The organism is Streptomyces sp. NPDC007991, from assembly GCF_042958445.1.
Taxonomy (GTDB): Bacteria; Actinomycetota; Actinomycetes; order Streptomycetales; family Streptomycetaceae; genus Streptomyces.
Window position 1 is genome coordinate 413,533 of sequence record NZ_JBIBJD010000002.1, and the last position, 21,734, is coordinate 435,266.

The following is a 21,734-nucleotide window of genomic DNA, read 5'->3' on the forward strand; positions in this document are numbered from 1 at the left end:
GAACTCACTGCGCACGATGTGCGGGTGCGAGCAGGTCGAGTCGAGGTGTGCGATGACCTCGTCGCGTCCCGTGATCGGTTCTCAGTCGTCCAGGACGACGACGTGCTTGCCCGGCGTGGTGCCGGACTCGACGTCGGCCTGGGCGTCACGGACCTGTTCCAGGCCCTGGTAGACCTTCGCGACCGGGACCTTGAGCCGTCCCTCCGCAATGGCCTGGAGTTGATGGGCGAAGACGTCGGCTGGGAGGTCGGCGGCCTCGCCCGCGTAACTGGTCAGCCGCACCCCGCTGGGGATCATGAACGGGATGAAGTCGGGGATCATCCACGCGCCGCCCAAGGCGCCGGTGAAGCAGACGGTGCCGTGCACGCGCACGCATCCGAAGGTGTCCGGCAGGGCTGTGCAACCCACCAGTTCCAGCGCGGCGTCCACGCCCTGCGGTGCGAGGTCCCGGACCTTCTCGGCGATGTGTCCGTCGTCCACGATCGGATGGTCGACACCCATGACCCGCAGTTCATCGGCACGCCCGGCGTGACGCGTGGTGGAGATGACGGTGGCGCCGATGTCCTTGGCCATCGCCGCCGCGCTCAGCCCGACCGTGGAGGTGCCGCCGCGGATCAGCAGCGTCTGCCCGGCCTTGAGGTCCAGGCCGCGGGTCAGGGATCCGTAGGCGGTCTGGAACATCTCGGGCAGGGCGCCGACGACGTCCCAGGGCAGGGTGCTCTCGAACGGGATGACCTGTGCCGCGGGGACGGTCACGTACTGGGCGTACGCGCCGTCGTACGAGCGGCCCATGTTGCCCATCATGGTGGCCACCTGCCGGCCCGGGCGCAGCTCGCTGTCCTCGTCGGCCTCATCGACCACGCCGACGCCTTCGATGCCGGGAACCCGCGGGTAGGTGACCTCCGCGTCCGACTCTCCCTTGCGGGTGGTGACCTCGGACTCGTTGACGCCGAACGCCTTCACCCTGATCCGCACCCAGCCGGGCTTGCGTACCGGCACCGGCACATCCTTGATCTGAAGTGCGTCCAGGCCGCCGGGCCGGGTGACGACGACGGCCCGCATCGTCGCCGGTACGGCGTCGCCGACTGCTGTCGATTGGCTCATACCGAGTTCCTCACTCTGATTCGCCCCCCTGGTGCGCTATTCCGGATGGCGTCCCGCCAGCCGTCAAGGACGGTCGATGCCCTCCCACAGGCCGAGGGACTGCTGGTAGTGGGCCGTGGCTTCGAAGGGCGGGTTGCCGACGCTTCCCGAGGTGGGTTTGTCCGTGACAGCGGGCCACAGACGGGACTGCTCGCCGGTGGCGAAGTCGAGCACGATGTCGCGGATCCGCGTGTCACGCTCGGCCTGCTCGGCGCTGCGACGCGGCTGTTCCTGGCCGACCAGGGCGTACATCTCGGTGCCGTGCACGGCGGGCGCACCCTCGGCGGGCCCGATCAGAAGGAGATGAGCGTTGCCGCCCGCGGCGGCGTGCGCCAGGGCTCCGCGGGCGGCCGGGAGCGCGAAGAGGTAGTCCGCCATGACCGCGGCGCGGACCTCGGCCGGGGTACGGCCGCCCTGGTCGTAGGCGTCGACGATCTTCTTCGCGCGGGAGCGGGAGATGCGCCACCCCGCGACCTCGTCGACGACGCGGTCGACGGTGCCCGGGTCGAACCGGTCGAGGTCGTTCGCCACCCACCAGCCCATGTCGTCGCTGGCCATGCTCAGCAGGATGTCGACGTCGCGGTGCGCGCCCGAGGCGAGGACGTCCATGGGGTGGGCGTGCACCACCGCGCCCGGCTGCCCGATGTCCAGGACCACGCCGGTGGCCTTGTTGTCCACCCCGCCGCGGACTCCGAGGTCCGTCGGGGCGACCTTGCGCAGGGCGTCCCTCAGGGAGACCGCGTCGAGGTCGAGCAGCTTCTCCGGGTTGTCCGCCACGCCGAGTTCGGTGACGAACAGGTGCGCGAGCTCCTCGGCCCACCAGGCCGGGACGCTACGAGCGGGCCCGCCGGAGAACCCGGCCAGCCGCCGGTACAGGCCGTCGGCGGAGGAGGCGCCGAGCAGACCGAAGGTGGAGTAGGCGCCGGCGCTGTGTCCGTAGACCGTGACCTGGTCGGGGTCGCCGCCGAAGTGGGCGATGTTCCGCTTGACCCAGGTCAGCGCGGCGATGACGTCCTGCAGGAAAAGATTGCTGGCCTCGGCGAGCCGCCCGCCGTACTGCGAGAGCGAGAGCGCGCCCAGGGCGCCGAGCCGGTAGTTGACCGACACGCTCACCACGCGTCCCGTGACGGCGAGACCGGCGGCGTTCGAGGTGATCTGCGTGTTCGCGCCGTACTCGAATCCGCCGCCATGGATGTACACGGCCACGGGCAGCGTCTTCCCGGCCGGCTGCTCGGGGGCCCACACGTTCAGGTTCAGGCAGTCCTCGCCCATCCCGCTGTCCGCTTCGAGCCAGTCGCCGCTGTCGGGCTGGACAGAGACGACGCCCTTGCGGTCATAGGGGCGGTCCGGATCGAAGTCCGCGACTACGGGGCGGCGGTATCGCTCAGCGGTGGCAAACGGGATCCCCCACCAGGACCGCACCCCTGGTGCAGTCGGAGCCTTGGGCGCGGTCGTAGTCATGGCGTGAGATTCCTTCCGGAGTGTTTCGGGTGTTTTGCGCGGCGTGTCGGCAGCTGATCGCTCGCGGTGGCGCTCCCCAAGCATTCCCTGGACTCCGGTACATCGCCGGGCGGACAGCGGTCACCTGATGGTCATCAGGCGACACCTGCCTGCTCGTCCGCTTCTCCTGGCCCGTCACCAAGCAGGCGAGGGCGACCTGAGACCCTGCCGTCAGCGGGCCCCTGACTCGACACGCCGACTTGCCCAGGTAAGCCGGCGCAGCTCGCGGGCCCGAGCATGCCCGCTGATCATGCTGCTGCATCGGACGGTGATCTTCCTGGCCTCACCCAGGGGCGCGAGTCGGCTACAGAAGGCGACGGGTGTGGTGTGACATGACGGGGGAGGGCTTCGTTGATCTTCTGAGGTTCGTTCTCGGGGGCCGTACCTGCCCTGGAAACAGTGCAGGTTCGGCCGTCACACCGGCCTGACGGCCGAACCGCAGGGCTCTGCCCAAGAGGGGTCCCTGGGGCTTGACATCGCCCCTCAGAGCAGTGGCCCGAACGACGACCGGTAACCGCGAGCACCTACTCCGCCGCAGGTCAGAGGGGTTGAAACTCCCCCGACCTCCGCCGGACTCCAAACCCACGAGCAGCGGATTCAGCCCGTTCAGGCGAAGTTGACGATCCGACAGGACAAAATGAACGTTTCCGCAGGTCAGAAGCCTGCGCAGGTGGGGCGGGTGGGACTCGAACCCACGGCCGACGGATTATGAGTCCGCTGCTCTAACCGGCTGAGCTACCGCCCCATAGCGGCGTGTCGCGTACACGTGTGCGCGCCGTCTGCCGCAGCATAGCCGCTCATACGATCTCCTGCTTCGGCTGGGCGGCTGCGCACGGCCTTCGTGACCATGAGGACTGCGACCGGCGCCGCGCGGTTCCCGGAAGATCGGAACGGACATGAAAAAGGACCCCTGAGGGGCCCTCGTTCAGCGTGCTCCCCCGACTGGACTCGAACCAGTAACCTGCCGGTTAACAGCCGGCTGCTCTGCCAATTGAGCTACGGAGGACCGAGCTCCCCGGACTGGACTCGAACCAGTAACCTGCCGGTTAACAGCCGGCTGCTCTGCCAATTGAGCTACCGAGGAAGGTCTCGTGTGCATCGAACGTACCTACCTGGGTATTCGCCAGGGGGCGCGCGCTCGCTGCGACACATACATTAGCGCAAGCAGGGGGGTGCTCCGCCAATCGGCACTCCGCGGCGCCGACACCGCACCGGAGACCTACGCAAAGGAAGGGTGGCCGCCATGCGTTACCGGCTCACGTTCGTCGCCGGAGTCGTCCTGGGTTACGTGCTGGGCACGAGGGCCGGCCGCGAGCGCTACGAACAGCTGAAGAAGTCGGCCCGCCAGTTCGCGCAGAACCCCGCCGTCCGCAACACCGCGGAGTCGGCGGCCCACCAGGGCCGGGAGTTCGCGGGCAAGGCGTACCACGTGGTGAGCGACAAGGTCGGCGACCGCGTCCCCGACTCGGTGGCCGACCGAGTCCGCCACCTCAAGGAGCGCGCCACCCACAACGGCGGCGAGGACGACTGGGGCACAAGCAATACCTGATCTTCTGACGCCGACTAGGACCGTGCCTCTGAAAGAGGCGCGGGGAACTGCGCGACCAGCCACAACGAGCCCGTACCCGAAACCCGGCACCAAGATCCACGGCGCCCACGGCCCAAGCCAGGGCGGCGGTACGGCAGAATTTTGGCCATGGGGATAGTCGCCGGGTTGGACAGTTCACCCGATTTCACTCGTATCGTCGTCTGTGACACGGACTCCGGGGCCGTGCTCAGGCAGGGATATGCACCGCATCCGGTGGAGAACCCCGACAGCGGTGGCCGACCGTCCGACGTCGACCCGCAGGCCTGGCTGCTGTCCCTGGGCGAGGCCGCGGGCGGCGGACTGCTGGAGGGCGTGCAGGCCATCGGTGTCTCGGCGCAGCAGAACGCCGTCGTGCCGCTGGACGCACAGGGCAACACCGTGCGGCCGGCCATGGTCGGCAGTGACAAGCGGACGCAGGTCGCGGCGGCCGACCTGATCGACGCGCTCGGGGGGCGCGAGGCGTGGGCGCAGGCCGTGGGGTGTGTGCCGCAGGCCGCGCAGCCGGTGACGAAGCTGCGCTGGCTGGCGCGGACCGAGCCCGAGAACGCACAGCGCACCGCGATCCTCCTCCAGGCGCACGACTGGCTGGTGTGGCAGCTGCTGGGCCGGCCGGTGCGCAGGACCACCGACCGGGGCGGGGCGTCCGGCACCGGGTACTGGTCCGCGGCGACCGGCGCCTACCGGCCCGACCTGGTCGAGCTGGCGCTCGGGCACCAGGTGATGCTGCCGGAGGTGATCGGCCCGGCGGACGCGGCCGGTACGACGCCGGAGGGGCTGCTGATCTCCGTGGGGACCGGCGAGACCATGGCGGCGGCGTTCGGGCTCGGCATCGGGCTGGGCGACGCGGTGGTGTCGCTGGGCGCGTCCGGGTCCGTGATGGCCGTGCATCCCGAGGCGCTGGTCGACGGCTCCGGGATGATCACCGCGCTGGCCGACGCGACCGGCATGCACCTGCCGGTCGTCACCACGCTGAACGCCGTACGGGCGCTGCGCGGGACCGCCGAGCTGCTGGGGCTGCCCGATCTGGAGAGCCTGTCCGACCTGGCGATGAAGTCGACGCCGGGGGCGCACGGGCTGGTGCTGCTGCCCTATCTGGAGGGTGAGCGGACGCCGAACCTGCCGCACACGGCGGGCACCCTGGCGGGGCTCAGGCGCGAGTCGATGAAGGCGGAGCACCTGGCGCGGGCGGCGTTCGAGGGCATGCTGTGCGGGCTCGCGGACGCGCTGGACGTGCTGCGTGCCAGGGGTGTGGAGGTGCGGCGGGTGTTCCTGCTCGGTCCGGCCGCCGAACTGCCCGCCGTGCAGGCGGCCGCGCCCTCGCTGTTCGGGACGCAGGTCGTGGTGCCGCAGCCGGCGGACTACGCGGCGATCGGCGCCGCCCGGCAGGCGGCCTGGGCGCTCGGGGCGTCCCAGGGCACGCTCGACGCACGGACCCCGCCGGCCTGGCAGGGCGCGGTCGCGCAGGTCCTGGAGCCCGGGGAGGAACTGGCCGTGGGGCAGGCGGTCCGGCAGCAGTTCGTGTCGGTACGGGAGCAGACGCACCCCGGAGCGTTTTGACCGCCTGTTGGGTTAATTCGGTTGAGGTAACGCCGGTGGAGTGTTCGACGATAGGGGCCAGGGGCAACCAACCGCCCCCGCCACCCACTCCGAGAGAAGCAGCGTGCTCACCCGACTTCTGCGGACCTATCTCAGGCCCTACAGGAAACCCATCACTCTGCTGGTGCTGCTGCAGTTCCTGCAGACCTGCGCCACGCTCTACCTGCCCACGCTGAACGCGCACATCATCGACCAGGGTGTCGTGAACGGCGACACCGGCTACATCCTCGGCTACGGCGCCCTGATGATCGGCATCTCGCTGGTCCAGGTCGTGTGCAACATCGGTGCCGTGTACTACGGCGCCCGTACGGCGTCGGCGCTCGGGCGGGACGTGCGGGCCGCCGTCTTCGACCGGGTGCAGTCGTTCTCCGCGCGTGAGGTCGGTCACTTCGGGGCGCCCTCGCTGATCACCCGTACGACGAACGACGTCCAGCAGGTGCAGATGCTGGCGCTGATGACGTTCACGCTGATGGTGTCGGCGCCGATCATGTGCGTGGGCGGCATCGTGCTGGCGCTCGGTCTGGACGTGCCGCTGTCCGGGGTGCTGGTGGCGGTCGTGCCGGTGCTGGGCATCTGCGTGACGCTGATCGTGCGGCGGCTGCGGCCGCTGTTCCGGGCCATGCAGGTACGGCTGGACACGGTGAACCGGGTGCTGCGCGAGCAAATCACCGGCAACCGCGTCATCCGGGCCTTCGTCCGGGACGAGTACGAGCAGCAGCGCTTCCGGAAGGCCAACACCGATCTCACGGACTTCGCGCTGGGCACCGGCAACCTGCTCGCGCTGATGTTCCCGATCGTGATGACGGTGGTGAACGTGTCGTCGATCGCCGTGGTGTGGTTCGGCGCGCACCGGATCGACAGCGGGGGGATGCAGATCGGTGACCTGACCGCGTTCCTCGCCTATCTGATGCAGATCGTCATGTCCGTGATGATGGCCACCTTCATGTTCATGATGGTGCCGCGCGCGGAGGTGTGTGCGGAGCGCATCCGGGAGGTGCTGGACACCTCCTCCAGCGTGGTGCCGCCGTCGGCGCCCGTGCGGGAGCTGCGCCGGCACGGGCATCTGGAGCTGCGCGGGGCGGGCTTTCGGTATCCGGGCGCCGAGGAGCCGGTGCTGAAGGCCGTCGACCTGGTCGCCCGGCCGGGTGAGACGACGGCCGTCATCGGCTCGACCGGCAGCGGCAAGTCGACCCTGCTCGGGCTGGTCCCGCGGCTGTTCGACGCGACCGAGGGGCAGGTGCTCGTGGACGGTGTCGAGGTGGCGGAGCTCGACCCGGAGCTGCTCGCGAAGACCGTCGGGATGGTGCCGCAGAGGCCGTATCTGTTCGCGGGCACGGTGGCGACCAACCTGCGCTACGGCAACCCGGACGCCACCGACGAGGAGCTGTGGCAGGCGCTGGAGGTGGCGCAGGCCAAGGAGTTCGTGGAGCGGCTGGAGGGCGGGCTCGACGCGCCGATCGCGCAGGGCGGGACGAACGTCTCGGGCGGACAGCGGCAGCGGCTCGCGATCGCCCGGACGCTCGTGCAGCGCCCGGAGATCTACCTCTTCGACGACTCCTTCTCCGCGCTCGACTACGCCACGGACGCCGCCCTGCGGGCCGCCCTCGCGCAGGAGACCGCGGAGGCGACCGTGGTGATCGTCGCCCAGCGGGTGGCGACCATCCGGGACGCCGACCGGATCGTCGTCCTCGACGAGGGCCGGGTCGTCGGCGCCGGACGGCACCACGAACTGATGGCGGACAACCAGACCTACCGGGAGATCGTGCTCTCCCAGCTCACGGAAGCGGAGGCTGCCTGATGGCGGGGCCCATGGGGCGGATGATGGCCGGGGGCGGCCCCGACCAGCGCTCGCTGGACTTCAAGGGGTCGGGCAAACGGCTCCTCGCGCGGTTCCGGCCGGAGCGGGTCACCCTCTGCGTGCTGCTGCTGTGCGTGGTGGTCAGCGTCGGCCTCAACGTGGTCGGGCCGAAGATCCTCGGCAAGGCGACCGACCTGGTGTTCGCGGGCATCGTCGGGCGGGGCATGCCCGAGGGGGCGAGCAAGGAGCAGGTCCTGGACCAGATGCGGCAGCGCGGGGACGGTGATGTCGCCGACATGCTGCGCAGCACCGACTTCACGCCCGGCGAGGGCATCGACTTCACCTCCGTCGGTCAGGTGCTGCTGCTCGCGCTGGGCGTGTTCCTGGTGGCCGGCCTGCTGATGGCGGTGGCGACGCGGCTGGTCAACCGGGCCGTGAACCGCACCATGTTCCGGATGCGCGAGGACGTGCAGACGAAGCTGTCGCGGCTGCCGCTGTCGTACTTCGACAAGCGCCAGCGCGGTGAGGTGCTGTCCCGGGCGACGAACGACATCGACAACATCGGGCAGACGCTCCAGCAGTCGATGGGGCAGCTCATCAACTCGGTGCTGACCATCGTCGGCGTCCTCGCGATGATGTTCTACGTCTCCTGGATCCTGGCGCTGGTCGCGCTGGTGACCGTGCCGCTGTCGTTCGTCGTCGCCACGCGCGTGGGCAAGCGGTCGCAGCCGCACTTCGTGCAGCAGTGGCGCTCGACGGGCAAGCTGAACGCGCACATCGAGGAGATGTACACCGGGCACGCGCTCGTGAAGGTGTTCGGGCGGCAGGAGGAGTCGGCGCAGCAGTTCGCCGAGCACAATGCGGCGTTGTACGAGGCCGGGTTCCGGGCGCAGTTCAACAGCGGGGTCATGCAGCCGCTGATGTTCTTCGTGTCGAACCTCAACTACGTGCTGGTGGCGGTCGTCGGTGGGCTGCGGGTGGCCTCGGGCTCGCTGTCCATCGGTGATGTGCAGGCCTTCATCCAGTACTCGCGGCAGTTCTCCATGCCGCTGACGCAGGTCGCGTCCATGGCGAACCTGGTGCAGTCGGGTGTCGCCTCGGCGGAGCGGGTCTTCGAACTGCTGGACGCGGAGGAGCAGAGCGCCGATCCGGTGCCGGGCGTGCGGCCCGAGGAGCTGCGCGGGCAGGTGGCGCTGGAGCGTGTGTCGTTCCGCTACGACCCGGAGAAACCGCTGATCGAGGACCTGTCGCTGAAGGTCGAGCCCGGGCAGACGGTGGCCATCGTCGGTCCGACGGGGGCCGGCAAGACGACGCTGGTGAACCTCTTGATGCGGTTCTACGACGTCACCGGCGGGCGCATCACCCTCGACGGGGTCGACATCGCGCGGATGTCCCGGGACGAACTGCGCGCCGGGGTCGGCATGGTGCTCCAGGACACCTGGCTGTTCGGCGGCACGATCGCGGAGAACATCGCGTACGGGGCGTCCCGGGAGGTGACCCTCGGGGAGATCGAGGAGGCGGCCCGGGCCGCGCACGCGGACCGGTTCATCCGTACGCTGCCGGACGGCTACGACACGGTGATCGACGACGAGGGGTCGGGGGTCAGCGCGGGTGAGAAGCAGCTGATCACCATCGCGCGGGCGTTTCTGTCCGACCCGGTGATCCTGGTGCTCGACGAGGCGACGAGTTCCGTCGACACCCGCACGGAGGTGCTCATCCAGAAGGCCATGGCGAAACTCGCCCACGGGCGGACGTCCTTCGTCATCGCGCACCGGCTGTCGACGATCCGGGACGCGGACGCGATCCTGGTGATGGAGAACGGGGCGATCGTGGAGCAGGGCGCGCACGAGGAACTGCTGGCGGCGGGCGGGGCCTACGCCCGGCTGTACAAGGCGCAGTTCGCTCAGGCGGCGGCGGAGGTGGACTGAGTCGCGATTCGGGGATGCCAAGGAGTGTCGTGGGGCGACTGCGGGCCGGTGGGGGCGGATCGCGCAGTTCCCCGCGCCCCTTGAGTACGTGCAGCTGACGCCCTTTCAGGGGCGCGGGGAACTGCGCGACCAGCCCCCACCGGGCCCGCGGACGCCGTCAGTCCAGATAGCCCCGCAGCTGGTCCGCGAAGGCGTGGTCCCGCAGCTTGTTGAGAGTCTTGGACTCGATCTGCCGTATCCGCTCCCTGGTGACGCCGAAGATGCGGCCGATCTCCTCCAGGGTGCGGGGGCGGCCGTCGGCCAGGCCGTAGCGGAGCTGGACGACCTTGCGCTCCCGCTCCCCCAGTGTCGACAGGACCGCTTCCAGGTGCTCCTTGAGGAGGAGGAACGCGGCGGATTCGACGGGACTGGTGGCGTCGCCGTCCTCGATGAGGTCGCCGAGGGCGACGTCGTCCTCCTCGCCGACGGGCGCGTGCAGCGACACCGGCTCCTGGGCGAGGCGCAGCACTTCGCTGACGCGCTCCGGGGGCAGGTCCAGGTGGGCGGCGACCTCTTCCGGTGTCGGCTCGTAGCCCCGCTCCTGGAGCATGCGGCGCTGGACGCGGACGACCCGGTTGATGAGCTCCACGACGTGCACGGGGACCCGGATCGTGCGGGCCTGGTCGGCCAGGGCGCGGGACATGGCCTGGCGGATCCACCAGGTGGCGTAGGTGGAGAACTTGTAGCCCCGGGCGTAGTCGAACTTCTCGACGGCCCGGATGAGTCCGAGGTTGCCCTCCTGGACGAGGTCGAGCATGGTCAGGCCGCGCCCGACGTAGCGCTTGGCGACGGAGACGACCAGGCGCAGGTTGGCCTCGATGAGGCGGCGCTTGGCCATCCGGCCCATGACGACGAGCCGGTCGAGGTCCAGCGCCAGCTGGCTGTCCAGGTCGGAGGCGAGCCGCAGCTTCTCCTCGGCGAACAGGCCGGCCTCGACGCGGCGGGCGAGTTCGACCTCCTCGGCGGCGGTCAGCAGGGGGATGCGGCCGATCTCCCGCAGGTACTGGCGGAACAGGTCGGAGGAGGGGCCGCCGGTGTCGGGGCGGGCCCGCGGCGGTTCGACGGCCTCGGGAGCCTCGGCCGTCTCGATGGCCTCGGCGGGCGGCTCCTCCGGTTCCGTCTCGGGGCGGAGCTCGACGCGGCCTTGCGCCGGGACCGCGGGCAGGACGTCGTCCTGAGCGTCCGGGGCGGTGCCGTCAGCGCCGATGGCGCCGCTGACGTCGGTCTGGGTGAGGGTCTGGGTCTGCACGGGGGCGACCTCCAGGATGATCGCTGCCAAGGCGGACGGCAGCGGTACTTCGGGAGCGGAGCAGGCGGCCTCGCCGCTGTCCGTCCCGTACGCGATGAGCGGAACCGCGGGGGTCTGTGACCCGTCGGGGACGGATCGGCCGCGCTCCGAGGACTCAGGCACCGCAACCCAGTGTGGGGGAAGACACATCGTCGCCACGAGGGGCGTGCGATGACTTTTTGCTTCCGGTCCGTGACCGCGCGGTGACCTCAGAGCGCGGCGGCGCCGTGCTCCCGGAGGGCCTGGTCGTACTGCTGGAGGACCCAGAGTTCGTTCTGTACGGCGGCCAGCTGCGCGGGGTCGCCGTGGGTGCCGAGGCGGGTGAGCTGGCCGGTGATGTCGCGGATGCGGCGTTCGACGGCGCGGCGGCGGACGGTGACCAACTGGGCGCCCGCGTAGGTCTCGTCGACGCCCTTCACGCCCTTGTGCAGCAGGATCGCCTCGACGGCCAGTTCCGTCACCATCGCGCGGACCGCGTCGTCCGGGGCGGCCTCGCGGACCTTCACCAGGTAGTCCTGGGGGTCCGCGACGCCCGGTTCGGCGCCGCCGGCGTCCAGGATGGCCTGGCGTACGGCGGCGTAGGGCGGGGCGGTGAACTCGTCGACGCCGTACGCGTCGAAGGCCGGGGAGACCAACTCGGGGCGCTGGAGGGCGAGTTTGAGGAGCTCGCGTTCGGTCGCGTAGACCGGGTTGCGGAGGTTGAGGGCCGGGCCGCGGGGGGCCGCGGGCGGCTGGGCGGCGGCGTACTGCTGCGATCCGTGCTGGTGCCGGTCCGGGGCCGGGCCCTTGCCGCCGCGGTCGCGGGCCCAGCGGGCGAGCTGGGCCACGCGCTTGACCACGAACTGGGTGTCGAGGATGCCGAGCATGCCGGCGAGCTGGACGGCGACCTCGTGCTGGGCGCCGCTGTTCTTGATGCGGGCGACGATCGGGGCCGCCTCGTCCAGGGCGGCGGCGCGGCCGGCCGGGGTGTCGAGGTCGTAGCGGCTCACGATCTGGCGCAGGGCGAACTCGAAGAGCGGGGTGCGGGGTTCGACCAGGTCCGCCACCGCCTCGTCGCCCTTGGCCAGGCGCAGGTCGCAGGGGTCCATGCCGTCGGGGGCGATGGCGATGTACGTCTCGGCGGCGAACTTCTGGTCGTCCTCGAAGGCACGCAGGGCCGCCTTCTGGCCGGCCGCGTCGCCGTCGAAGGTGAAGATGACGCGGGCCGAGCCGTTGTCCATCAGCAGGCGGCGGAGGATCTTGATGTGGTCGCCGCCGAAGGCCGTGCCGCAGGTGGCGATGGCGGTGGTCACCCCGGCCAGGTGGCAGGCCATGACGTCCGTGTAGCCCTCGACGACGACCGCGCGGCTCGTCTTCGCGATCTCCTTCTTCGCCAGGTCGATGCCGTAGAGGACCTGGGACTTGCGGTAGATCGCCGTGTCGGGCGTGTTCAGGTACTTGGGGCCGTTGTCCGCCTCGTAGAGCTTGCGGGCGCCGAAGCCGACGACGTCGCCGCCGATGTCGCGGATGGGCCACATCAGCCGGCCGCGGAAGCGGTCGATGGGGCCGCGGCGGCCCTCCTGGGCGAGGCCCGAGAGCAGGATCTCCTTGTCGGTGAAGCCCTTGCCGCGCAGATAGCGCGTCAGGTGGTCCCAGCCCTGGGGGCTGTAGCCGACGCCGAAGTGGACGGCGGCGGCCTGGTCGAAACCGCGCTCGGCGAGGAAGACCCGGCCGGTGTCGGCCTCGGGGGAGGTCGCGAGCTGTTCCGCGTACCACTCGGCCGCGATCTTGTGGGCCTCGACCAGGCGGATGCGTTCGCCGCGCTGGTGGGAGGGGTTGTACCCGCCTTCCTCGTAGCGCAGGGTGATGCCCGCCTGGCCGGCCAGGCGCTCGACCGCCTCCGAGAAGGAGAGGTGGTCGATCTTCATCACGAACGTGATGGTGTCGCCGCCCTCCTGGCAGCCGAAGCAGTGGAAGAGTCCCTTGCCGGGGCTGACCTGGAAGGACGGTGACTTCTCGTCGTGGAACGGGCACAGACCCTTGAGGTTGCCGCCGCCCGCGTTACGCAGCTGGAGGTACTCGGACACGACGGCGTCGATCGGGACCGCGTCCCGTACCGCCTTCACGTCCTCGTCATTGATCCGTCCAGCCACGCAGCGATTCTACGGGGCAGAACTGACACTCCTGCGGCGGTGAGCGCCCCCCTGCCGGGGGTCCGGGGGTTGCCCCCGGGGATTGCAGCACGGGGGAAGAGTGACAGTCCTGACGGCTACGAGGCGAGGCTGTCCAGCGGTGCGTGCGGGTCCGCCAGCGCCTCCGTGCTCACCCGGGCCCTGGAGCGGATCAGCTGCTGGATCTTGTCTGTGACATCCCACACGTTCACGTTCATCCCGGCCAGCACCCGGCCCTCCTTCACCCAGAAGGCGATGAACTCGCGCCGGCTCGCGTCCCCCCGGATCACCACCTGGTCGTACGAGCCCGGCGGCGCCCAGCCGGAGTACTCCATGCCGAGGTCGTACTGGTCGGAGAAGAAGTAGGGCACCCGGTCGTACGTCACGTCCCGGCCGAGCATGCAGCGGGCGGCCGCCGGGCCGCCGTTCAGCGCGTTGGCCCAGTGCTCCACACGCATGCTGGTCTCGAAGAGGCTGTGGGGGAAGGAGGCCACGTCGCCGGCCGCGTAGATGTCGGGGTCGGAGGTGCGCAGCCGCTCGTCGACCACGATGCCGCCGCCGCGCGCCCGCTCGGCGATCTCCAGCCCGGCCGCCTCCGCGAGGGCGACCCGCGGGGCCGCGCCGATCGCGGCCAGGACGTCGTGCGCCGGGTGTTCCTCGCCGTCGTCCGTGCGGGCCGCGAGGACCATGCCGTCCTGGCCGACGATCTCGGTGAGCCGGCTGCCGAAGTGGAAGCGGACGCCGTGGTCGCGGTGCAGGTCGGCGAAGAGCTGGCCGAGCTCGGGGCCGAGGACGTGGTGCAGCGGGGTCGGCCCGCTGTGGACCACGGTGACCTCCGCGCCGTACTCGCGGGCCGCCGCCGCGACCTCCAGGCCGATCCAGCCGGCGCCCGCGATCACGAGGTGGCCGTTGTCCCGCCCGAGGCTGGTCAGGACGTGCTTGAGCCGCTCGGCGTGGGCGAGGCGGCGCAGGTGGTGGACGCCGGCCAGGTCCGTGCCCGGGATGTCCAGGCGGCGGGGCTCGGCGCCGGTCGCCAGGAGCAGCTTGTCGTAGCGGGCGACCGTGCCGTCCTCGCCGAAGCGGACCGTCCTGGCCGCGCGGTCGATCGCGTCGACGGTCTGGCCGAGGTGCAGTTCGATGTCGTTCGCCGCGTACCAGGCGGGCTCGTGCACGAAGACGCTGTCGCGTTCCTCCTTGCCCAGGAGGTAGCCCTTGGACAGCGGCGGACGCTCGTAGGGGTGGTCGCGTTCGTCGCAGATCAGTATCACCCGGCCGGTGAAGCCCTCCGCCCGGAGCGTCTCGGCCGCCTTGGCGCCGGCGAGTCCGCCTCCGACGATGACGAATGTCTGATCCGCGTCGACCACTTGATGCCTCCTCGTAAGGATGTCGCCACTTGAGCGTCCCGCACGGAGCGTGATGCGGGAAGAGGGAGTGACCCGATCAGGCCACGGAGGGTCACGATCGGGCGTGCTCCGGTCCCCTGTCCGCCGGGTGTTGTCCCCTGTTTCCCGCTGGTTCTCGCATCAGTCTCATGCGTGACCTGTCAGACGGGCGTGAAGCGAGCGGGCGGAGGTGTCGGTGAGGGAGGCGATCTGGTCGACGATCACCCGTTTGCGGGCCCGGTCGTCCGGCGCACGGTCGAACAGGGCGCGGAACTGCGGGTCCAGGCCGTCCGGGGCGCGGACGGTGAGGGCCTCGGCCAGTTCGGCGACGACGACGCGCTGGTCGGCGCGCAGGCGTTCCTGCTCGGCGCGCTGCATGACGTAGAGGTCGGCGACGGCCTTGAGGACGGCGCACTCCAGACGGGCCTCGCGCGGCACGACCAGTTCCGCGGCGTACCGGGTGAGCCGTCCGGCGCCTCCCCCAGTGCCTGAACGGCCTGGGTGGTACCCCCACGCGGTGCGGGTCGCGGTCTCGGCGGCCAGGCAGAAGCGGCCGATGAGCTGGCTGGTGGCGTCCTTCAGACGGGCCTGGGCGACGGCGGTGCCGTCGTAGCCGTGCGGCCACCACTCCTGGGCGAGGAGCCGGTCGAGGGCCTCGGCGAGTTCGGCGGGGTCGGTGTCCGCCGGTACGTACCGGTCCCGGGCGACCTGGAAGACGTCCTGCCGTTCGGGTTCGGCGTGCAGGCAGTTGGGGTCGATGTGGCCGGCGTGCAGGCCGTCCTCCACGTCGTGCACCGAGTAGGCCACGTCGTCCGACCAGTCCATGACCTGCGCCTCGAAGCAGGCGCGGGTGCCGGGGGCGCCCTTGCGGACCCAGTCGAAGACCGGGCGGTCGTCCTCGTAGACGCCGAACTTGCGGGACGCCGGGTCGGTGGGGTGGGCGCCGCGGGGCCAGGGGTACTTGGTGGCGGCGTCGAGGGTGGCGCGGGTGAGGTTGAGGCCGACGGAGCCTTCGGGAGTGAACCGTTTGGGCTCGATGCGGGTGAGGAGTCTGAGGGACTGGGCGTTGCCCTCGAAGCCGCCGCAGTCCGCCGCGAACTCGTTGAGGGCCTGTTCGCCGTTGTGGCCGAAGGGCGGGTGGCCGAGGTCGTGGGAGAGGCAGGCGGCTTCCACGAGGTCCGGGTCACAGCCGAGGGCCGCGCCCAGTTCGCGGCCGACCTGGGCGCATTCGAGGGAGTGGGTGAGGCGGGTGCGGGGGCTGGCGTCCCAGGCCGGGCCCAGGGTGCCGGGCGTCACCACTTGGGTCTTGCCGGCGAGGCGTCTCAGGGCGGCGCTGTGCAGGACTCGGGCTCGGTCGCGTTGGAAGGCGGTGCGGCCGGGGCGTTTGTCGGGTTCCGGGGCCCAGCGGTCGACTGACGTCGGGTCGTAGGCCGGGGGGAGGTGTGAGGTGCCTGCCATGTGTCGACAGTATGCGGCCCCGCGCCCCTTGGGTGAGTGCAGTACCCCCGCGTCCTAAGCCGATGCCAAGTGCAGCTGTGTCCCCCGGGTCGCCAAGGCCTCGTCGTAGCGGTGGAGGAGGAGGTGGGCCATGGCGGGGTGCGTGCCGAGGGGGGCCGCCGCAATCCAGGGGGCCGACTGGGCGCACTCCGTGGCGAAGCGGCCGGGGGCCGTGAAGTAGGAGGCCAGGGCGATGTGGTGGCGGCCCCGCGCCAGGAGGGTGCGCACCGCCGTCTGGACCGTCGGGGTCGCGGCGGAGGCGTAGGCGGGGATGACGGGGACGCCGAGGCGGGCGGCGAGGAGGTGGGCCGTGCGGGCGGTGTCCGTCTTCGCGTCCGGGTCGCGGGAGCCGGCCGCGGCGAGGACGACCGCGCTGCTGCTGCGGGGCGTGCCGCCCCAGCCGGCCTCCGTCAGGCGGGCCTGGAGGGCGTCCACCAGGAGGGGGTGCGGGCCCAGGGGGGCCGCCAGGTGGGTGCGGGCCCTGGATGCCGCGGCCATCTCGGGGATGTCCTGCTTGACGTGGTAGCCGCGGCTGAGGAGGAGGGGGACCAGGACCGCCTCCGTGTCGCCCAGGGCGGCGAGCGTGTCGGGGAGCAGCGGGGCGTTCAGTTCGATGTGCCCGAGGTACACCGGCACGTCGGGACGCAGCGCGCGGACGCGGTCCAGGAGCGCGCGTACGGTGCTCAGCGCGCGGGGGTCGCGGCTGCCGTGCGCCACGACCACGAGGGCGGGCGGGGCCGGGCGGCGCGTGGCGGGCGGCGGGACGAGACTGAGCTGGCTGGGCATGCCACCGATGGTCGCCGCCGCACGTTGCCTTCCCGTTGCGCGGGCGTCACGGGTGTTTTCCGGCGGTTCACGATGTGGGACGGGTGGAGTGTGAGGCGGCTTGCGCCGGCAGTTCCGTGCAGCGCGTGAAGCTGGTCACGCGCAGGCGGATGAACCGGGCGGTCCGTGTGGGCGTCCCTGACAGTCGAGGGGCCGGCCTGGGGAGGGAGCGTCCGATGCGTCCTGTGACGTTGCGCAGACCGCGGCTGCCGCGTACCCGGCGGGGGCAGCGGCGGCTGGTGCAGGCGGTGATGGCCGGGTGCGTGCTCGCGTTGCTGCCGGCGACCTGGATGTACGTGGCCGCGGGTGACCGGCTGCGGACGGCGGCGGACGTGCCGCGGACCGAGGTGGCCGTGGTGTTCGGCGCGGGGCTGTGGGACGGGGAGCCGTCGCCGTACCTCGCGCACCGGCTGGACGCGGCGGCCGGGCTGTACCGCGAGGGGCGGGTCGAGGTGGTGCTCGTCACCGGGGACAACAGCCGCGAGGACTACGACGAGCCGGACGCGATGCGGGCGTATCTGACCCGGCACGGGGTGCCCGACGGGCGGATCGTCAGCGACTACGCGGGGTTCGACACCTGGGACTCCTGCGTGCGCGCGAAGAAGATCTTCGGCGTGGACGAGGCCGTGCTGATCAGCCAGGGCTTCCACATCCGGCGGGCGGTGGCGCTGTGTCAGGCGGCGGGCGTCGAGTCGTACGGGGTGGGGGTGGACGCCGTGCATGACGCGACTTGGTACTACGGCGGCACCCGGGAGATCTTCGCGGCGGGAAAGGCGGCGCTGGACGCGGTGGTCCGGCCGGATCCGCGGTTCCTCGGGCCGAAGGAGCCGGGCGTGGAGCGGGCGCTGGCGACAGCGGCCAGGTGACGTGGCGCAGGTGCCCATGGTGTGCGGCGGCGGATCGGGCCGCCGCCGCGGCCTTGGGGGAAAGGACACCCGATGACTGGACTTGGCTCCGTGTTCGCGGCCCCGGGTGGGCGGACATCTGAACGCGGCCGGGGACGGGAGCACGGCCGGTGCCGCTCCGCGCGTCCCGCCCCCGGCTGTCTGTCCTGTGGCCGTCAGCGTCCGTGGAAGCGCGGGGGGCGCTTCTGAAGGAACGCCGTCATTCCCTCCTTCTGGTCCTCGGTGGCGAACAGGGCGTGGAAGACGCGGCGTTCGAAGCGGATGCCGTCGCGCAGGCCGGTTTCGAGGGCCCGGTCGACGCATTCGCGGGCCGCTCTGACCGCCGTACGGCCGTACGAGGCGATGGCCGCCGCCGCTTGCGCCGCCTCGGCGAGGACCCGGTCGTCGGGGACCACGCGGGAGACCAAGCCGCAGCGCTCGGCCTCCCCGGCGTCCATCGTGCGGCCGGTGAGGATCAGGTCCAGGGCCTTGGCGCGGCCGACCAGACGGGTCAGCCGCTGGGTGCCGCCGATGCCCGGGATCACGCCCAGTTTGATCTCCGGCTGGCCGAAGAGGGCCGACTCGCCCGCGACGACCAGGTCGCACATCATGGCCAGTTCGCAGCCGCCGCCGAGCGCGTAGCCGGAGACCGCGGCGACCTTCGGGGTGCGCAGGTCGGCGAAGTCCTCCCAGGCCGCGAAGTAGTCCTCGGACATCATGTCGACGGCCGACCGGGCCGCCATCTCCCGGATGTCCGCCCCGGCCGCGAAGACCTTCTCCGAGCCGGTGACGACGAAGCAGCCGACGTCCGGGTCGTCGTCCAACGGGCCGAGGACACCGAGGAGTTCGGCGAGCAGTTCGGAGCTGAGCGCGTTCAGGGCGTGCGGGCGGTGCAGGCGGACGGTCACCACGCGGCCGTCCCGTTCGACTTTCAGGTGGTTCATCTTCACTCCCTGGAGGGTGGGTTACGAGTCCCAGATGGCGCCGTACGCCGGAACGCCGCGCCGTTCCAGGCCGTGCACCACCTGCCAGGTCAGCCGCTTGTTGGAGATGCAGATGACCGCCTCCGCGCCGAAGTCCCGGTACGCGGCGTGGGCGAGCCGGACCATGTCGGGCTTGCCGTGCCGGGAGGTGTCCCAGACCAGGGCGTGCGGCTGGACGGCGAGGATCTCGTCGACGAGGGCGTCGCCGTAGGTGGCGCGGGGGTCGCGGGTCGCCCAGACCAGGCGCGAGGGGACCTCCGCGGCGAGCAGATGGGGCAGGCAGGGGCCGATGCCGCTGCCGGTCGCGACGTAGATCACTTTTCTGAACAGGACCTCGATGTTGGCGACTCCGGCCGTGGTGATGCCCTTCACCCACACCCGCGAGGGCAGGTCGTCGATGAAGGAACCGGTCCAGTCACCGGCACGGGAGATGGTGAGCCGGAAGCCGGAGCGGCCGGGGGCGGGGACGTTGGCGAAGGAGTGCCACTCGGTCAGCGGGCTGCGGCTGATCGCGGTCGAGGAGCCCGCGAAGGGGGTCTCGCCGTAGTCGAAGCGGGCCAGCGCCACGTGCGGGGAGGGGCGTTCGGTGCGGACGTCCACCTTGCGCAGCCGCAGCCAGGGCAGGGCCACGCTGAACGTGACGACGGCGAGGACCGCGAGCGGCACCGGACCCTGGCCGGACAGCAGGGTGTGGCTCCACAGCAGCGCGAGGGCGCTCCAGCCGCCGAAGCGGTGGATCTTCTCGAAGTGGTCGTGCCGGCGGGAGCGGAAGGCCGGCAGCGCGGTGGCGACGATCAGGGTGAGGAGGGCCACCAGGGTCCAGCTCAGCGTGATCAGCGGCAGGTCCGTTCCGGCACGGGTCAGCGCGACCGTCAGGGCCAGGAACCAGCCCGACGCGGCCAGCGCCCCACCCACGTGCAGCCCGCCGAAGTGGTACACCTTCCCGAGCGTCCAGCGGATCTTCAGCGGCCAGCTGACGGGGGCCGAAGTCGCCAGCCGGAACAGGAGGTTGATGACGTACTGCTGGCGCACGAGGACGGCGAGGGCGAGGTTGGCGAGGGCGGCGTGCCCGAGGGTGGGCGTGGCCAGGGGGCTTGCGGCCCACAGGAACGCCGCGTTGGCCAGGAGGACCAGGGCCGCGAGGCGGTTGTAGTGCATCAGGCGGGGGTGCTTGAGCAGGCGGCGGGGGGCGGACAGGAGCGGCGGGAGCTCGCCCGTGTCGTGGTGGGTGCGGGCCGGGGACGTGGTCATCGGGCCACCGCCAGGCGCTGTTCGAGCAGGCCCAGCAGGGCCTTTTTGTCGACCTTGCCGCGGTCGGTCTCGGGGAGGAACGCCAGCGGCAGGACCTGCTCGGGGACGCAGTAGTAGGGCAGGGCGTCCGCGACCGCGCGGCGTGCCGTGCCGGGGTCGATGTCGGCCGGGCAGACGAAGGACACCAGGGTGCGGGCGTCGCGTTTCAGGGTGACGGCGCGGGTGCAGCCGGCGGCCGTCTCCAGCACGGAGGAGACGGAGTCCAGCTCGACGCGGAAGCCGCGCACCTTGACCTGGTCGTCGGTGCGCCCGAGGTGCTCCAGTTCACCGCCGGCGGTCCAGCGGCCGAGGTCCCGGGTGCGGAACATGCGCCGGCCGCCGCCGAGGAAGGGATCGGGGGCGTAGCGCTCGGCGTTGAGGGCGTCGTCGCCGAGGTAGCCCGCGGAGACGCAGTCGCCGCCCGCCCACATCTCGCCGGGCTCGCCGATGGGCAGCGGGCGCCGGTCGGCGTCGAGGACGTAGACCGTGTTGTTGGGGGTGGGGCGGCCGATGGTGAGCAGCGGGGCGGCCGGGTCGTGGCGGCTCATGGTGTTGACGATGGTGGTCTCCGTCGGGCCGCAGCAGTTGTGGAAGACGGCCCGCCGGGCCCAGCGGTCGGCCAGCGGGCGCGGGCAGGGCTCCCCCGCGACGGCGACCGTGCGCACGCGCGGGCAGGCGGCGGGGTCGAGGCCGGACAGCACGGTCGGGGTGGCGATCAGCACGTCGGCGGTGCCGGCCGCCGCGGCGATGTCCTTGCCGCGGATGACGAGGGTGCCGCCGTGGGCGAGGCAGCCCAGGATCTCCCAGGCCGCCATGTCGAAGGCGATGTTGAGGAGCTGGGCGACCCGGTCGCCGGGGCGGATGCCGAGGCCGCCCGGCCCGGTGAGCAGGATGTTGGCGACGTTGCGGTGGGTGACCTTCACGCCGTTGGGGCGGCCGGTGGTGCCGGAGGTGAACAGCACGTAGGCGCCGTCGTCGCCGGTGACGCGCGGGCGCGGGGCCGGGGCGTACGGCAGCGGCTCGTCGAGCGCCAGCAGCAGGTGGCCGTCGGGCAGCGGTACCCGGTGGGCGTGTTCGGCGGTGGTGAGGACGATCCGGGTGCGGGCCGTGCGGATGACGTGGGTGAGCTGGGCCGGGGGAGCGAGGCCGACGTCCTGCGGGACGTAGGCGGCGCCTGCCTTCAGGATGCCGAGCAGGCCGACGAGCATCGGGATCGAGCGGCGGACGAACAGGCCGACGTGGTCGCCGGGGCGGACGCCCTCGCGGACGAGGCGGGCGGCGAGGGCGTCGGCGTACCGGTCGAGTTCGCCGTAGGTGAGGTGCGCGCCCTGGTGTTCGGCGGCCACGGCGTGCGGGGTGGCGGCGGCGTGCCGGGCGACGGCGTGGTGCAGGAGCGGGTCGGGGACGGGGACGGTGGGGCCCCGGCCGTACTGGCGGAACAGCTGCCGGTCATGGGGGGTGAGATGGCGCAGAGGCATGGTCGGGTGGCCTCCTGGCTGTGTTCGAGGGTCGGATTGGCCACACGCGGCGGGGCCGCGGGTGGATGCAGCCGTGAGCGGCGGGCATGCCCGGGTGTCGAACGCCGTGCGGAGTCGTGCGAGCGCTGCGCGTAGCGAGAGCGTAGTGCTGCTGCTTCAACTCTCAACGAGGGCGGATCAGCCAAGAAAGGAGAGCAATGAGCCACATGTGACGATTTTCGCCACATGGGCAACGTCCGTGCCGGTCGGCGGCGACCTGAAGGCGGACAGGCGTGTGCCTCACGCGGGCGGGGTGGCGGCGGGGAGGTTGCCGTCCCTGCCGCGTAACAGGGAACCGTCCCGGGCGTAACACGGTGGAAGCAGGC

General features: G+C 71.5%; 15 protein-coding genes and 3 tRNA genes. 5 read left to right on the forward strand and 13 right to left on the reverse strand.

Annotation, left to right across the window (positions count from 1 at the left end):
- Positions 1-81: 81 nt before the first annotated feature.
- From ACFZDA_RS06010 to ACFZDA_RS06030, 5 genes are all read right to left on the reverse strand, one after another.
- The gene (locus ACFZDA_RS06010) at positions 82-1,104 is read right to left on the reverse strand and encodes an alcohol dehydrogenase catalytic domain-containing protein (protein ID WP_391075550.1); all 1,023 of its coding nucleotides are present in this window, start codon (positions 1,102-1,104) and stop codon (positions 82-84) included.
- A 63-nt stretch (positions 1,105-1,167) separates the two neighbouring features.
- Positions 1,168-2,604 (reverse strand): carboxylesterase family protein, encoded by a 1,437-nt coding sequence (locus ACFZDA_RS06015; protein ID WP_391075553.1) that lies wholly within the window; start codon positions 2,602-2,604, stop codon positions 1,168-1,170.
- Between the two features lie 710 nt (positions 2,605-3,314).
- Positions 3,315-3,388: transfer RNA gene (locus ACFZDA_RS06020), tRNA-Ile, on the reverse strand.
- A gap of 188 nt (positions 3,389-3,576) precedes the next feature.
- Positions 3,577-3,649 (reverse strand) — tRNA-Asn (locus tag ACFZDA_RS06025).
- Positions 3,650-3,654: 5 nt separating this feature from the next.
- A tRNA-Asn gene (locus ACFZDA_RS06030) sits at positions 3,655-3,727 on the reverse strand.
- A 159-nt stretch (positions 3,728-3,886) separates the two neighbouring features.
- On the opposite strand from ACFZDA_RS06030, the gene ACFZDA_RS06035 reads away from it, so the two are divergent.
- From ACFZDA_RS06035 to ACFZDA_RS06050, 4 genes are all read left to right on the forward strand, one after another.
- Positions 3,887-4,192 (forward strand): YtxH domain-containing protein, encoded by a 306-nt coding sequence (locus ACFZDA_RS06035; RefSeq protein WP_086560002.1) that lies wholly within the window; start codon positions 3,887-3,889, stop codon positions 4,190-4,192.
- 147 nt (positions 4,193-4,339) lie between these two features.
- Positions 4,340-5,788, forward strand: a complete 1,449-nt coding sequence (locus ACFZDA_RS06040) for an FGGY family carbohydrate kinase (protein ID WP_391075556.1) — start codon at positions 4,340-4,342, stop codon at positions 5,786-5,788.
- Between the two features lie 103 nt (positions 5,789-5,891).
- Positions 5,892-7,625 carry an ABC transporter transmembrane domain-containing protein gene (locus ACFZDA_RS06045; RefSeq protein ID WP_391075559.1) on the forward strand — a complete coding sequence of 578 codons (1,734 nt, stop codon included), beginning with the start codon at positions 5,892-5,894 and terminating at the stop codon, positions 7,623-7,625.
- Positions 7,625-9,553: an ABC transporter transmembrane domain-containing protein gene (locus ACFZDA_RS06050; RefSeq protein ID WP_391075562.1), complete on the forward strand. Its 1,929-nt coding sequence runs from the start codon at positions 7,625-7,627 to the stop codon at positions 9,551-9,553. The genes ACFZDA_RS06045 and ACFZDA_RS06050 overlap by 1 nt, the downstream gene beginning before the upstream one ends.
- Before the next feature lie 157 nt (positions 9,554-9,710).
- On the opposite strand, the gene ACFZDA_RS06055 is transcribed toward ACFZDA_RS06050, so the two are convergent.
- The 5 genes from ACFZDA_RS06055 to ACFZDA_RS06075 all read right to left on the reverse strand — a co-directional run bounded on the left by ACFZDA_RS06055 (position 9,711) and on the right by ACFZDA_RS06075 (position 16,695).
- Complete coding sequence (locus tag ACFZDA_RS06055; protein WP_391075565.1) at positions 9,711-11,003, reverse strand: sigma-70 family RNA polymerase sigma factor; 1,293 nt, start codon at positions 11,001-11,003, stop codon at positions 9,711-9,713.
- An 86-nt stretch (positions 11,004-11,089) separates the two neighbouring features.
- Entirely contained in the window at positions 11,090-13,012 is a 1,923-nt protein-coding gene (gene dnaG / locus ACFZDA_RS06060) for a DNA primase (protein ID WP_391075568.1), read from the reverse strand.
- Positions 13,013-13,128: 116 nt separating this feature from the next.
- A complete protein-coding gene (locus ACFZDA_RS06065) occupies positions 13,129-14,394 on the reverse strand; it encodes an FAD-dependent oxidoreductase (RefSeq protein ID WP_391075571.1) in 1,266 nt (421 codons plus the stop codon).
- Between the two features lie 165 nt (positions 14,395-14,559).
- A complete protein-coding gene (locus ACFZDA_RS06070; RefSeq protein ID WP_391075574.1) occupies positions 14,560-15,870 on the reverse strand; it encodes a deoxyguanosinetriphosphate triphosphohydrolase in 1,311 nt (436 codons plus the stop codon).
- Positions 15,871-15,924: 54 nt separating this feature from the next.
- Positions 15,925-16,695, reverse strand: coding sequence for a CbiX/SirB N-terminal domain-containing protein (locus ACFZDA_RS06075; protein ID WP_391075577.1), 771 nt, complete (start codon positions 16,693-16,695; stop codon positions 15,925-15,927).
- Between the two features lie 215 nt (positions 16,696-16,910).
- Here ACFZDA_RS06075 and ACFZDA_RS06080 point away from each other — a divergent pair, with 215 nt between their 5' ends.
- Positions 16,911-17,600 (forward strand): ElyC/SanA/YdcF family protein, encoded by a 690-nt coding sequence (locus ACFZDA_RS06080; protein WP_391075580.1) that lies wholly within the window; start codon positions 16,911-16,913, stop codon positions 17,598-17,600.
- 194 nt (positions 17,601-17,794) lie between these two features.
- On the opposite strand, the gene ACFZDA_RS06085 is transcribed toward ACFZDA_RS06080, so the two are convergent.
- The 3 genes from ACFZDA_RS06085 to ACFZDA_RS06095 are packed head-to-tail and all read right to left on the reverse strand — an operon-like array spanning position 17,795 to position 21,369.
- Positions 17,795-18,562, reverse strand: coding sequence for an enoyl-CoA hydratase-related protein (locus tag ACFZDA_RS06085; RefSeq protein ID WP_391075583.1), 768 nt, complete (start codon positions 18,560-18,562; stop codon positions 17,795-17,797).
- A gap of 21 nt (positions 18,563-18,583) precedes the next feature.
- On the reverse strand, positions 18,584-19,852 hold the full coding sequence (locus ACFZDA_RS06090; protein ID WP_391075586.1) for a hypothetical protein: 1,269 nt from the start codon (positions 19,850-19,852) through the stop codon (positions 18,584-18,586).
- Positions 19,849-21,369, reverse strand: coding sequence for an amino acid adenylation domain-containing protein (locus tag ACFZDA_RS06095; RefSeq protein ID WP_391075588.1), 1,521 nt, complete (start codon positions 21,367-21,369; stop codon positions 19,849-19,851). The genes ACFZDA_RS06090 and ACFZDA_RS06095 overlap by 4 nt, the downstream gene beginning before the upstream one ends.
- Positions 21,370-21,734: the final 365 nt, after the last annotated feature.

Bases quoted from the DNA above. Each gene is read 5' to 3' on its own strand.
- ACFZDA_RS06095 (WP_391075588.1), bottom strand. From the start codon at position 21,369: ATGCCTCTGCGCCATCTCACCCCCCATGACCGGCAGCTGTTCCGCCAG.
- ACFZDA_RS06010 (WP_391075550.1), bottom strand. From the start codon at position 1,104: ATGAGCCAATCGACAGCAGTCGGCGACGCCGTACCGGCGACGATGCGG.
- ACFZDA_RS06090 (WP_391075586.1), bottom strand. From the start codon at position 19,852: ATGACCACGTCCCCGGCCCGCACCCACCACGACACGGGCGAGCTCCCG.
- ACFZDA_RS06035 (WP_086560002.1), top strand. From the start codon at position 3,887: ATGCGTTACCGGCTCACGTTCGTCGCCGGAGTCGTCCTGGGTTACGTG.
- ACFZDA_RS06080 (WP_391075580.1), top strand. From the start codon at position 16,911: ATGCGTCCTGTGACGTTGCGCAGACCGCGGCTGCCGCGTACCCGGCGG.
- ACFZDA_RS06040 (WP_391075556.1), top strand. From the start codon at position 4,340: ATGGGGATAGTCGCCGGGTTGGACAGTTCACCCGATTTCACTCGTATC.
- ACFZDA_RS06075 (WP_391075577.1), bottom strand. From the start codon at position 16,695: ATGCCCAGCCAGCTCAGTCTCGTCCCGCCGCCCGCCACGCGCCGCCCG.
- ACFZDA_RS06085 (WP_391075583.1), bottom strand. From the start codon at position 18,562: ATGAACCACCTGAAAGTCGAACGGGACGGCCGCGTGGTGACCGTCCGC.
- ACFZDA_RS06070 (WP_391075574.1), bottom strand. From the start codon at position 15,870: ATGGCAGGCACCTCACACCTCCCCCCGGCCTACGACCCGACGTCAGTC.
- ACFZDA_RS06050 (WP_391075562.1), top strand. From the start codon at position 7,625: ATGGCGGGGCCCATGGGGCGGATGATGGCCGGGGGCGGCCCCGACCAG.
- ACFZDA_RS06015 (WP_391075553.1), bottom strand. From the start codon at position 2,604: ATGACTACGACCGCGCCCAAGGCTCCGACTGCACCAGGGGTGCGGTCC.